At 67.5% G+C, this 12,632-nt stretch carries 10 protein-coding genes; 8 read left to right on the forward strand and 2 right to left on the reverse strand.

The window, feature by feature from the left end; all coding sequences use genetic code 11:
* Window positions 1-5 precede the first annotated feature (5 nt).
* The 3 genes from ARC63_RS10405 (at window position 6) to ARC63_RS23795 (ending at window position 4,650) form a co-directional block, all read left to right on the forward strand.
* Window positions 6-917, forward strand: a complete 912-nt coding sequence (locus ARC63_RS10405) for a S41 family peptidase (protein ID WP_057503220.1) — start codon at window positions 6-8, stop codon at window positions 915-917.
* Between the two features lie 98 nt (window positions 918-1,015).
* On the forward strand, window positions 1,016-1,909 hold the full coding sequence (locus ARC63_RS10410; RefSeq protein WP_057503221.1) for an NAD-dependent epimerase/dehydratase family protein: 894 nt from the start codon (window positions 1,016-1,018) through the stop codon (window positions 1,907-1,909).
* 209 nt (window positions 1,910-2,118) lie between these two features.
* Window positions 2,119-4,650: a methyl-accepting chemotaxis protein gene (locus tag ARC63_RS23795; protein ID WP_057503222.1), complete on the forward strand. Its 2,532-nt coding sequence runs from the start codon at window positions 2,119-2,121 to the stop codon at window positions 4,648-4,650.
* 78 nt (window positions 4,651-4,728) lie between these two features.
* On the opposite strand, the gene ARC63_RS10420 is transcribed toward ARC63_RS23795, so the two are convergent.
* On the reverse strand, window positions 4,729-5,115 hold the full coding sequence (locus ARC63_RS10420) for a DUF2628 domain-containing protein (RefSeq protein ID WP_049480183.1): 387 nt from the start codon (window positions 5,113-5,115) through the stop codon (window positions 4,729-4,731).
* 213 nt (window positions 5,116-5,328) lie between these two features.
* Between ARC63_RS10420 and ARC63_RS23505 the strand changes: the two genes are divergently transcribed.
* Window positions 5,329-5,499, forward strand: a complete 171-nt coding sequence (locus ARC63_RS23505) for a hypothetical protein (RefSeq protein ID WP_167345305.1) — start codon at window positions 5,329-5,331, stop codon at window positions 5,497-5,499.
* A 60-nt stretch (window positions 5,500-5,559) separates the two neighbouring features.
* Here the strand turns inward: ARC63_RS23505 and ARC63_RS10425 are convergent, their stop codons facing one another.
* Window positions 5,560-7,605, reverse strand: a complete 2,046-nt coding sequence (locus tag ARC63_RS10425; protein ID WP_057503223.1) for a TonB-dependent receptor domain-containing protein — start codon at window positions 7,603-7,605, stop codon at window positions 5,560-5,562.
* Between the two features lie 495 nt (window positions 7,606-8,100).
* On the opposite strand from ARC63_RS10425, the gene mdoH reads away from it, so the two are divergent.
* From mdoH to ARC63_RS10445, 4 genes are read left to right on the forward strand one after another with little or no spacing between them, the layout of a single operon-like run.
* Window positions 8,101-10,026 carry a glucans biosynthesis glucosyltransferase MdoH gene (gene mdoH / locus ARC63_RS10430; RefSeq protein WP_057503224.1) on the forward strand — a complete coding sequence of 642 codons (1,926 nt, stop codon included), beginning with the start codon at window positions 8,101-8,103 and terminating at the stop codon, window positions 10,024-10,026.
* Window positions 10,027-10,076: 50 nt separating this feature from the next.
* Complete coding sequence (locus ARC63_RS10435) at window positions 10,077-10,736, forward strand: alpha/beta hydrolase (protein WP_082587844.1); 660 nt, start codon at window positions 10,077-10,079, stop codon at window positions 10,734-10,736.
* A 3-nt stretch (window positions 10,737-10,739) separates the two neighbouring features.
* A complete protein-coding gene (locus ARC63_RS10440) occupies window positions 10,740-11,783 on the forward strand; it encodes a sensor histidine kinase (protein WP_053443558.1) in 1,044 nt (347 codons plus the stop codon).
* Window positions 11,784-11,793: 10 nt separating this feature from the next.
* Entirely contained in the window at window positions 11,794-12,525 is a 732-nt protein-coding gene (locus ARC63_RS10445) for a LytR/AlgR family response regulator transcription factor (protein ID WP_010481294.1), read from the forward strand.
* The last annotated feature ends 107 nt before the right edge of the window (window positions 12,526-12,632 follow it).

A 12,632-nucleotide genomic window follows, 5' to 3' on the forward strand; every position in this document is an offset into this window, starting at 1 on the left:
CGGTCATGGTGGTTTCGTGGATGCTGGGCGCGCTGCTGGCGGCGTCCTGCCCGGCCCAGGACGCGGTGCTGCAGGCGGCGGCCAAGGCGATACAGGCGCAGTACCTGGACGTGGCCGAAGGCGCGCGCATTGCCGAGGTGGTGCGCGGCTGGTCCGCCCAGCAGCGCTATGCGGACAGCTGCGCGGACCCGAAGGCGTTCAGCGCACGCCTGAACCAGGACCTGGACGTGTTCGATGGCCACTTCCATGTCGAGCGGGTGGATGCCAGCGCCGGCCAGGATGACTGGCTGATGGCCTGGCGCGCGGATGCACGCAGCAATGGTGCGGGCGTGCGCGAGGTGCGGGTGCTGGAAGGCAACATCGGCTACCTGCGCCTGAGCACCTTCTATCCGCTCGATCTGGCCCGGCCGAAGCTGGCCGCGGCCTTCACCCTGCTGGCCGACACCGATGGCCTGGTGCTCGATCTGCGCCAGAACGGGGGGGGTGATGACGGCAGTGCGGACCTGCTGGTGCGGACCCTGCTGGCGGCGGAGATCACCCAGGTGCAGTCACTGCAACAACGTGGCCAACGCAGTCCGGTACCGTTGCCACCGGCGAGCCTGGGGCTGTACCTGAAGCCGCTGGTGGTGCTGATCGACCGCCGCACCGGCTCGGCCGCCGAATTCGTCGCGTACTCGCTGCAGGCGCAGGGGCGGGCACGTGTCGTTGGGAGTCGAAGTGGCGGCGCGGCACATATGTTCGATGATCCTGTGCTGCTGCCGGATGGCTATCAGATCAGCATTCCCGACCGGCAGCCGATCAACCTTCGTACCGGAACCAACTGGGAACGTACCGGGGTCACGCCTGATGCGGCAGGCGGTGACGATCCGCTGTTCGTCGCCCGGCAGCTGCTGGCCCGATCGGCATCGCCAAAATGAACGCACAATTGCAACCGCGCCCTATCGCAGACGATATGCAGCGTGCCTAGAATCGAAGCATCCCGGTAGTTCCCGGGCGCTTCGAGTGAATGGACTCAATGAAGATTCTGTTGACCGGCAGTTCCGGGCGGATCGGGCGTGCGATCTTCGGCGCGCTGGCGGCGGCCCACGAAGTGGTGGGGCTGGATCGCAGCCCATTTGCCACCACCCGCATCATTGCCGATGTCACCGATCGTCAGGCCGTGACGCGGGCGGTGCAGGGGGTCGATGCGGTGATCCATACCGCCGCCCTGCACGCACCTCATGTCGGCCTGGTGCCGGATACGGTATTCCAGCAGATCAATGTGGAGGCGACCGCACACCTGTTGCAGGCTGCCCGCGAGGCTGGTGCACGCCGCTTCGTGCTGACCAGCACCACGGCGCTGTATGGCCATGCGGTAGTGGCGGGTGGATGCCGCTGGATCGATGAAGATACCGAGCCGTTGCCGCGCACGATCTACCATCGCAGCAAGCTGCAGGCAGAGGCGTTGGCCGAAGCCGCTGCGGCACCGGGCTTCAGCGTGCGCGTGCTGCGCATGGCCCGCTGCTTCCCCGAGCCACCGGAGCGGATGGCGATGTTCCGCCTGCACCGCGGCATCGACGCGCGCGACGTGGCCAGTGCACATGCCGCGCTGCTGCACGATGAGGGCGCTGCCTTCGCACGCTATATTGCCTGCGCACCGACACCGTTCCTGCGCGAGGATTGCCTGGAGCTGGCGACCCAGCCCCGCCGGGTGCTGGCCCGCCGCGCCCCGCTGCTGCTGGCCGAGTTCGAGCGCCGCGGCTGGCCGCTGCCGTTGAGCATCGACCGCGTCTACGACAGTGCACTGATGCGCAGCACACTGGGCTGGCAGCCGCGCTTCGGCCCGGACGACGTGCTGCAGCAGTACGCGGCTGGCAGCATCGAGGTGTTGCCTCGGGCGCAGTGGATCAAGGATCGGGTTGCCGAATAGGACGGAACGGGGCGGGTTCCTGACCCGACCCTGAGCAGATTCAGGAATGTGCAGGCGGAGCGCCTCAACCTCGTTCGCAGGCGGCCGCTAACCCGGTGCGCTTCCTGCGCCGGGCGGGTCCCGGCGGCCGGTGGCCTGCGCGACGGATCGCGCACCTGCGCGGTGCCCTCGCGGTGCCGGTCGTCCTGAACTGCCTTGCGGACCCTTCCATGCATTCTCCCCGTTCCGCCGCTGCCCGCCGCCCGGGCAGCATCGCCCACAAGCTGATGCTGGGCACCGCTGCGATCGCGCTGCTGTGCTTCGGCCTGACCGCGTTCCTGATCTACCGCCAGGCCAGCGCCAGCCTGATCGATGCCTCGCGCCAGACCATGGCCAGCGAAGCCACCGCCGAAGCCCGCCAGGTCGCGGCGGATCTGGGCACCGCCTTTGCAAGCAACGACGCCATGGTCGAGGCCGTGCTCGCCCAGCGTGCGCGGGGTGACGCGCCTGATCGCGCCAGCCTGGCGGCCGTGCTGGGCGAGCAGCTGCGCAGCCATCCAGAATGGCTGGGCAAGAGCACCATGTGGGAAGCCGACGCCTTCGATGGCAAGGATGCCGAGTTCGCCAATGCCGAGATGCACGATGCCAGCGGCCGCTACATGAGCTACTGGGCCTGGCATGACGGCAAGCCACAGCAATCGACCATGACCGACTACACCGAAGCCGCTGACGGCTCGGCCGACTGGTACGTGGTGCCCAGCCGCGACAAGCTGCCCAAGGTCAGTGAACCTTATGCCTACGACATCGCCGGCCAGCAGGTGCTGATGAGCACGCTGAGCACGCCGATCATCGAAAACGGCACGTTCCTCGGTGTGTTCACCGTGGACTTCTCGCTGGCGGCGCTGCAGAAGCACCTGGCCACGCTGAAGCCGATGGGCGCCGGGCGCGTTGAACTGCTCTCGCCGAACGGCGTGGTGCTGGCTTCGGCGAACGCCGCCGAGATCGGCAAGCCGCGCAACGACGCATTGACCCGCAGCATGCTGGCCGACATCGCCGCCGACCGCCGGTTCGAAGCCTTCACTCCGGATGCGGCAGGCAACGTGCGCGTGTACGTGCCGCTGCGCGTGGGCGATGCGCCGCAGCGCTTCGCGCTGGGCGTGGTGATGCCACACGCGGTGATCGTGGCCGAGGCGCGCCAGCTGCTGTGGCTGACCCTGCTGGTTGGCGTGGTGGCCGCGCTGACGCTGAGTGTGGGTGTCTATGTGCTGCTGCGCCGGTTGGCGATCCGCCCACTGGCCGAAGCCGTGCGCGTGGCCGGCGACGTCGCCGCAGGCAAGCTGGACAGCACCCTGCCGGCACGCAGCAACGACGAAGTGGGCCGCCTGCTGGATGCGATGCAGGGCATGCGGGGTCAGCTGCAGTCGGTGATGGCGGCGCAGGCGGAGATGGCGCGTCGCCATGACGCCGGCGAACTCAGCTACCGCATGGACGCCGCGGCGTTCCCGGGCGAGTACGGCCGGATGGTGGCCGACAGCAACCAGCTGGTGGCCTCCAGCAACGCCGTCACCCAGCGCCTGGTCGACGTGATGCAGCGTTATGCGGTGGGTGACCTGAGCGTGGACATGGAAGCGCTGCCGGGCGAGAAGGCGGTGTTCACCGCTGCGATGGCCACCACCAAGAGCAACCTGGCGGCGATCAACGATCAGATCCAGCAGCTGGCCGCCGCCGCCGCCGCCGGCGACTTCGCGGTGCGCGGCGACACGCTGCGCTTCGACCACGACTTCCGCCGCATGGTGGAAACCCTCAACACCATGATGCAGGTCAGCGACCACAACCTGGCCGAGCTGTCGACGCTGCTGCGCGCGATCGCCGCAGGCGATCTCAGCGCGCGCATGCACGGCGACTTCCACGGTGTGTTCGCGGTGATGCGCGACGATGCCAACAGCACCGTGCAGCAGCTGACCCAGATCGTCGGCCAGATCCAGCAGTCGGCGGCCAGCATCCGCCTGGCGGCGGGTGAGATTGCCGCGGGCAACAGTGACCTGTCGCGCCGTACCGAGCAGCAGGCAGCGAACCTGGAAGAGACCGCGGCCTCGATGGAGGAGCTGACCTCCACGGTGCGCCAGAATGCCGACCACGCGCTGCAGGCCAACACCCTGGCCGGCTCCGCAGCGGGTGTGGCCAGCGAAGGCGGGCAGGTGGTCAGCCGAGTGGTGCAGACCATGGAGCAGATCGAGGCCTCGTCGCAGCGCATTGCGGAGATCATTTCGGTGATCGACGGCATCGCGTTCCAGACCAACATCCTGGCGTTGAACGCGGCGGTGGAAGCGGCGCGTGCCGGCGAACAGGGGCGTGGATTCGCCGTGGTCGCCAGCGAAGTGCGCGCGCTGGCCCAGCGCTCGGCAGGTGCGGCGAAGGAGATCAAGGAGCTGATCGACGCCTCGGTGGCGCAGGTCGGTGCCGGTGCGCAGCTGGTGCACGGCGCGGGCCGCACCATGCAGGAAATCGTTGGCCAGGTCGGTCGAGTGAACGAGATCATGGCCGAGATCTCGGCGGCCTCTCGCGAGCAGTCGGCGGGCATCGAGCAGGTCAACCAGACCGTGGTGCAGATGGACGAGACCACCCAGCAGAACGCCGCGCTGGTGGAGGAAGCCAGTGCCGCCGCGCGTGCGATGGAAGAACAGGCCGAGCAGCTGGCGGTGGCGGTCTCGCGCTTCCGCCTGCAGGCCGAGCCGGTGGCCACGGCTCGCCGCGCGGCCTGATCCCGCAAACGAAGACGCCCGGCGGGGGCCGGGCGTCGATTGCATCCTTGCCGCGCATCCCTGCGCAGTTCTGAGGGCTCAGAACATGCCTTCAAACGGGTTCCAGCTGGCGCGTCCTTCCACCTTCTCCAGGTAGTAGCTGTAGTTGGTGCTGGAGGCGACGAGCAGGTTCATGGCGATGAACAGCATGCGCCCCACCACGTCCGGAAGGAACATGGTGATGATGGCGAGCACGATGTTGATGCCGATCAACACCAGTGCCTTGCGCCACATGCCCAAGATCAACAGGTAGATGGCGCCGAAGAACAACGCAAAGAAGTTCAGGTTGATCTTCAGGCGGTCACCGAAGGACAGCGCCTTCCAGGCCTGCTTGAAGCCGGGATTCTTGGGGGCGCCGTGCTGGCGGAAGAAGTTGAAGCGGAACTGCCACTTCGGGCTGAACTGGGACAGGTCAGTGGTATTCATGGGAAACATCCCTGTTGGAAAACGTTTTCATGATAGGGCAAGTCCTATTCAGGATCCAAGCTTCGGCGTCAAAAATGTGACGCCCGCCTTGATCGTTGTGGTGCGGCGGGGCGCCGCACCGTCACCCATCCGCCTTGTTTTTAGGATAGGGTGCGCAGTTCCGCTGCCACCCCAGCTGAACCCGGGTGGCGGCGGGATGTCCATGGAGGTTGCATGACCACACCTGCTACACCGGAAAACGCACCGGGACCGGTGCTCCTGCCGACACCTGAAGTGGTGCAGGCTCAACAACTGCTCGCACGCCAGCAACTGGCGGTAGCGATGGACCGTGCACGCACGGCCGCTACGCAGAACGCGGCCGCGGCCGCGCTGGAAAGCGAGTAATCCGCAACACCGCCGATCGCGCTGGCGTGCTGCCAGCGCGATCGCGGCGCGCGCCGCCGGTCAGAACCGCGCTGTCATGCTCATGAAGTAGCTGCGCCCGGCCACGAAGTAGTCGGTGGAGCCTTCGGCATACAGCTTCTTGTCGGCCAGGTTGCTGACGCCGCCACGCAGGGTCAGTACCTCGTTGACGTTCCAGGCCGCGGCCAGGTCATACAACGTGTAGGCCTTGAGGAAGGTCGTCGCCGTGCCGGTCTGCTTGCCGGTGTACTGCGCCGACAGGCTGCTGGAAAACACCGTACTGGGCGTCCAGTCCAGCGACGAATAGCCAGAGAATTCCGGAGTATCGATCAGGTTGCGGCCGGTGGTCAGGTTCTTGGCTTCCTTCATCCAGGTCGCCGAGGTGCGCCAGCGCCAGTGCTCGCCGAAGCGGAAATTGAGGTTGCCTTCCATGCCGCTGGTGCGTGCGCGCTGCACGTTGCTCATGCGCGTCCACCAGATGCCGTTGAACCTGCCCAGCGGTGCGTACTCGATCTTGTTCCTGAAGTCGGTATGGAAGTAGGTCAGGCCCGCATCGACCAGGTCGTTGTCGAAGCTGATGCCGATCTCGCGGTTGGTGCTGGTTTCCGGGTCCAGGTCCGGGTTGCCGGCCATGTAGCAGCCGCCGCGGGTATAGCCCAGCGGGATCAGCGAGGTGCAGCCTCGGCCGCCGGACTGGGTGGCGGCGGTGGCCGAATTCTCGGTCAGGCTGGGTGCGCGGAAGCCTTTGGAAACGCCACCGCGGATGGTCCATTGCTCGGCCGGATGCCAGACCAGGTAGGCACGCGGGCTGACGTGGCCGCCGAACTTCTCATGGTGATCCAGACGTGCGCCGAGGGTCAGCGCCAAGGTGCGGTGCAGCTTCAGTTCGTCTTCGACGAACAGGGCCCAGGTATCCACTTCCAGATCGGAGCCGCTGACGGCATTGCCGGCATAGTCGATCGGCGCGCGGCCGATGGTGTCGGTGTTGGTCAGTTCCTGGCGCTTCCATTGGCCGCCCACGGCGAACTGGTGTTCAACCCCCAGGGTGAAGGGCGTGGTCAGGCTGCCCTCGATGATCGTATCGGTGGCTTCGGAGCGGCCTGTGGCACCGATGTCGTTCTTGTACTCGGTCCAGTACGCACTGATCTTCGAGTTGCCGAAGCTCCACTTGCCGTCGTGGTTGAGCGCCAGCGAACTGCGCTTGAGTTCGCTGGCACCCCAGGCGCCTTCGTCCTGCTTCTCCAGAGAGGCATCGATGAAGGCCTGCTGCACGCCATGACCGGCTTCCAGCGACAGTTCCTGCGCATCGCTGAGCTTCCACTGCAGCAGCGCGTCGACGTTGCGGTCCTTCTCGCCGGCGTAGGCGTTGCCGTAGACACCGCCGTTGGAGCGGTCCGAGTCGCGGCGCATGCTGTTGGCACCGATACGCAGGCCGAAGCGTTCGCCGAGCGGGCCGGAGAAGGTCGCACCGATCTGCTGGGTATCACCGCGCTTGTCATCGCCGGGGCGGGTATAGCTGTGCGTTGCGCTGCCGCTCCAGTCATCGCCGATGCGCCGGGTGATGATGTTGATCACGCCGCCCATGGCGTCGGAGCCGTACAGCGACGACATCGGTCCGCGCACCACTTCGATGCGCTCGATCTGGTCGGGCGAGATCCAGTTCAGATCCTGGCGGCCGAGGTCGGGGCGGTAGTTGGTCGAGGCCGAGCTGCCCATGCGCTTGCCGTCCACCAGCACCAGCGTGTAATTGGACGGCATGCCGCGCAGCTTGATCTTGGACTGCTCGCCGACCGCACTGAGGCCACCGGTCACGCCCGGCACGCGGCTGAGCAGGGTGGCCAGGTCGTGCACCGGCTGGCGCTCGATGTCCTCGCGGCTGATCACGCTGATGCTGGCCGGCGCATCCTTGATCCATTGCTGGTTGCCCGAGGCGGTGACCACCACGGTATCCAGATCCTTGGTGGAGGCATCGGCGCTGGCCTCGGCGGCGGCCAGGCCGGGCAGGGCCAGCAGGCAGGCGGTGGCCAGGGCACTGGCCAGGCGGGTGCGCGGCAGGCGCGCGGAACGGGAACGGAACAGCTGGGACATGACGGCTTCCATCGGATGAGGGGGACCGGAGGGAAGCAACGGGCGCAAGCAGACAAGCAGGCAGGCCCCCCTTCCATGGGTCGTTGGGCGCGCGGCTCGAACCGGCGCAGCTGGGTGGGTCTCGGCCGTGCGGAAGACGGTGACCTGCCTGGTTAATGAAATGATAACCGTTCGCGTTTGTTACGATCCAGTACCTGGGCGACCAAGTGACATCCGTACCCACGCCCCGGCACTCGCCTGCTGTTTGCTGAATGGGGATAAATCCCGGCGTAGACCTTCGCACTCGGCTTACATCCGGCGCCCTAGACTGAGCCGCATTTTCGATTCCGCCCCGTTGGAGATCGTGTGGGTTCCGGTAGTGACAGACAGCGACTGCGTGGCGTGAGGCCGACGCAGCCAGGACAAGTGCGGGCGCCGGGAAAGCGCGCCGGGAACCTTGGTGCATGCAGCCCGGCCGGGATGGCCGGCCGTGCCGACTGCGCGGAGTAGGCGGCAATGGGGGTGCAGACCATCCATGCGGAAGCAGATGCGTCCCGGCGTGATGCCGGCTGGACGCTGCTGCCGGCCGAATCGCCGTTGCAGATGCCCGAGCAGACCCTGCGCGAAGGCCAACTGAAGGTTCGCCGCCACCGCACCTCGCCGCGACTGATCGGCCTGCGCCGGTTCTACATCTTCGGCGGCACGCTGGCGATGACCGCCATCGCCACCCGGATGATGTGGCGGGTGCTGTCGGCCAATGGCATCAGCGTGCTCGAAGCCTGCCTGCTGGTCCTGTTTGTCGGCCTGTTTGCCTGGATCGCGCTGTCTTTCGGCAGTGCAGTGGCCGGCTTCCTGACTGCCGTGTTCGACCGGGGTTACCGCCTCGGCATCGACCCGGACAAGCCGCTGCCGGCGGTGCACAGCCGCACCGCGCTGCTGATGCCGACCTACAACGAAGACCCGCGCCGGCTGCTGGCCGGCCTGCAGGCGATCTACGAGTCGGTGGCCGCCACCGGCCAGCTCGACCGGTTCGACTTCTTTGTACTCAGTGATACCCGCCGCGAAGACATCGCACGGGCCGAGGAGCAGGTGTTCGCCGAACTGCGCGAGCGCGTGACCGATGGCCAGGCGCGGCTGTTCTACCGCCGCCGTGGCGACAACAGCGGGCGCAAGGCCGGCAACATCGCCGACTGGGTCCGTCGCTTCGGCGGCGCCTACCCGCAGATGCTGATCCTCGACGCCGACAGCCTGATGACCGGCGACAGCATCGTGCGCCTGGTCGCGGGCATGGAACACAACGCCGATGTCGGCCTGATCCAGACCCTGCCGTCGGTGATCGGTGGGCGCACCCTGTTCGCGCGCATGCAGCAGTTCGGCGGCCGCGTGTACGGTCCGGTGATCGCCCGCGGTGTGGCCTGGTGGCACGGTGCCGAGAGCAATTACTGGGGTCACAACGCCATCATCCGCACCCGCGCCTTTGCCGATCAGGCCGGGCTGCCGGCGCTGCCGGGGCGCAAGCCGTTCGGTGGCCACGTCCTCAGCCATGACTTCGTCGAAGCGGCGCTGATGCGTCGGGGCGGCTGGGCCGCGCACATGGTGCCGTACCTGGGGGGCAGCTATGAAGAAGGTCCGCCGACGCTGACCGATCTGCTGGTGCGCGACCGCCGCTGGTGCCAGGGCAACCTGCAGCACGGCAAGGTGGTCGGCAGCCGCGGCCTGCACTGGATCAGCCGCATGCACATGCTGATCGGCATCGGTCATTACTTCACCGCGCCGATGTGGGCGATGCTGATGCTGATCGGCATCGCCATCCCGTTGTTCCAGGAAGGCATCGATTTCAACGCCCTGCTGCACCTGTCGCCGAGCGTGTACTGGCGGGCTCAGGACGAGGAGCAGGTGGTGCGCCTGTTCGCGGCGACCATGGCGGTGCTGCTGCTGCCCAAGGTGCTGGGTTACCTGGCGATGCTGCTGGACCCGGTCGACCGCCGCGGGTGTGGCGGCGCGCTGCGCGCGTTCGTCTCGATGCTGGTGGAAACCGTATTGGCGGCACTGATGGCACCGGTGGTGATGTACGTGCAGTCGCGCGGGGTGGCCGAAGTGCTGTCCGGCCGCGATTCCGGCTGGGACGCACAGCAGCGCGACGATGGTGGCATCTCGTGGTTGGCGCTGATCCGCGGCTACGGCGGCCTGGGCGTGTTCGGTGCCTTCATGGGCGTGCTGGCCTGGGCGGTATCGCCCTCGCTGGCCGCGTGGATGGCGCCGGTGGTGATCGGCATGGTGCTGGCGGTACCGGTGGTGGCGCTGACGTCTTCGCGCGGCCCGGGTGCCTTCCTGCATCGCCTCGGCCTGCTCGATATTCCTGAGGAGAACATCCCGCCGCCGGTGCTGGTACGCGCCGCGCAGCTGCGACGGGAAGCCGCCGAACAACCGCCGCTGTACTGATCGTCCCGCGGCAGCGGCATAATGCGGCTCGAACTTGAAGGAGCCGCATCATGCTGCAAACGGTGGAACAGGAAACCGGCGCCTCGCCGCAGTGGTCGGTGATCTGGCTGCACGGCCTCGGCGCCGACGGCCACGACTTCGCACCGATCGTGCCGGAGCTGGTGCGTCCGCATTGGCCGGCGCTGCGCTTCGTGTTCCCGCATGCACCGGTGCGGCCGATCACGATCAACAACGGCGTGCCGATGCGTGGCTGGTACGACATCGTCGGCATGGATTTCCGTTCGCGCGCCGACATGGCCGGCGTGCAGGAATCGGTGGTGCAGCTGGATGCGCTGATTGCGCGGGAGGTCGAGCGCGGCATCGCGCCGGAGAAGATCTTCCTGGCCGGCTTCTCGCAGGGGGGCGCGATCATCCTGACCGCCGCGCTGTCACGCACCGCGCCACTGGCTGGCCTGATCGCACTGTCCACCTACCTGCCGGAAGCCGAGAGCGCCAAGCGCGTTGACGGAGCGGTGCAGGTGCCGGTGTTCATGGCCCATGGCAGCAGCGACCCGGTGATTCCGCAGGCGGTGGCCGTACACAGCGCGCAGGCCCTGCAGGCACTGGGCCTGGAGGTGGAATGGCACAACTACCCGATGGCCCACCAGGTCTGCGCCGAAGAGATCCAGGCGCTGGGTGACTGGTTGCAGGAACGCCTGGGCGCTGCCTGAGCCATGTCACCGGCCAGCGCCCCGCCCTGGATGCCGGAACTGTGCCGCCTGCCGCGGCTGGCGGCGATGCTCGGCCTGGCCGAACTGGTGGTGGTGGTGCTGGCCCTGGCCCCGGATGGCAGCCGCCACTGGACCGTGGGCGAACTGCTGTCGGCCAGTGGTTTCGCGCTGTGGCTGGCGCTGGCCGTAACGGCCAGCCTGTGCCTGCTGCGGAACGCGTTGTCGAGGTTGCCACAGGTCCTGGGGGCGGTCTCGGCCATCGCACTGGCGACGCTGATCGCGGTGGTCTGCGCGGGCATCGTGCATGCCCTGTACGCGGTGCTTGGCGACAACTTCGCCCGCGGCATCAGCTTCTGGCGCTTCACGCTGGGCAGCGCCGCGACGACGGCGCTGATCACGGCGTTGGCCCTGCGCTACTTCTATGTGAGTGATCGCTGGGCCGCGCAGGTACAGGCCAACGCACGCGCACAGGCCGACGCGCTGCAGGCGCGGATCCGCCCGCATTTCCTGTTCAACAGCATGAACCTGATCGCCAGCCTGCTGCATCGCGACCCGGTGGTGGCCGAGCGGGCGGTGCTGGACCTGTCCGATCTGTTCCGTGCCGCGCTGGGGGCGGGCGAGGGCGATTCCACCCTGCGTGACGAATGCGAGCTGGCCGAGCGCTATCTGTCGATCGAATCACTTCGACTGGGCGAGCGCCTGCAGGTGCGCTGGCAACGCGACGAGCCACTGCCCTGGGATCTTCCCCTGCCTCGCCTGGTATTGCAGCCGCTGGTGGAGAACGCCGTGCTGCATGGCATCTCGCGGCTGCCCGAGGGTGGGACCATCGAGCTGCAGCTGGCGCGCGAGGGCAATGAGCTGCAGATCCGCGTGCGTAATCCGGCGCCCGATCCGCAGGCCCCCGGGCTGGCGCTGGCGCGCGGTGCCGGCCATGCCCAGCACAGCATCGGCCATCGGCTGGCCTGGCGCTTCGGCAGCGCCGCACGGATGACGGCTGGCTGGAGCGAGGGCTACTATGCCTGCCAGGTGACAGTGCCGATCCAGTGAGGGAGCGATCGTGAGGGTAGTCATCGCCGATGACGAACCGCTGGCGCGCGAGCGCCTGCGCAGCCTGTTGGCCGCGCAGGACGGCGTGGATGTGGTGGCCGAGGCCGGCAACGGCGAGCAGGCCCTGCACGCGTGCGCGGAGCTGCAGCCGGACCTGGTCCTGCTGGATATCGCCATGCCCGGGCTGGATGGGCTGGAAGCGGCCCGCCACCTGGCCAGCTTCGAGCCACGCCCGGCGGTGGTGTTCTGCACTGCCTACGACGCGCATGCACTGTCGGCCTTCGAAGCGGCAGCGATCGATTACCTGATGAAGCCGGTGCGTGCCGAGCGCCTGGCTGCAGCGATCGCACGCGCACGCACGTTCCTGGCCGGCCGCGACGGCCAGCCGCAGGACCACCGCGGGCAGCAGGCCCGCAGCATGCTGTGCGCGCGCCTGCGCGGCAGCCTGCGCCTGATTCCGCTGGACGACATCCACTACCTGCAGGCCGAGGAGAAGTACGTGGTGGTGCACCACGCACGCGGCGAAGACCTGATCGAGGAGTCGCTGAAGTCGCTGGAGGAGGAGTTCGCCAGCCGCTTCATCCGCATCCATCGCAACTGCCTGGTGGCACGCCATGAGCTGGTGGAGCTGCGTCGAGGCACGGGCGGCCAGGTGCAGGCGATGCTGCGCCATGGCAAGCAGCCGCTGGAAGTCAGCCGCCGCTGCGTGGCGACGTTGAAGCAGGAATTGCGGCATCTGTGAGTGTTCCGCGCGGCCTGCGGCCGCGACTGCTGTGAAATCAACAGCAACTGCAACTGCAACAGCGGGTTGTCGGCTCTGTGCTGTTGCGTGTTGGGTGAGGCGGGATG

Source organism: Stenotrophomonas geniculata ATCC 19374 = JCM 13324, from assembly GCF_001431625.1.
Classification (GTDB): domain Bacteria; phylum Pseudomonadota; class Gammaproteobacteria; order Xanthomonadales; family Xanthomonadaceae; genus Stenotrophomonas; species Stenotrophomonas geniculata.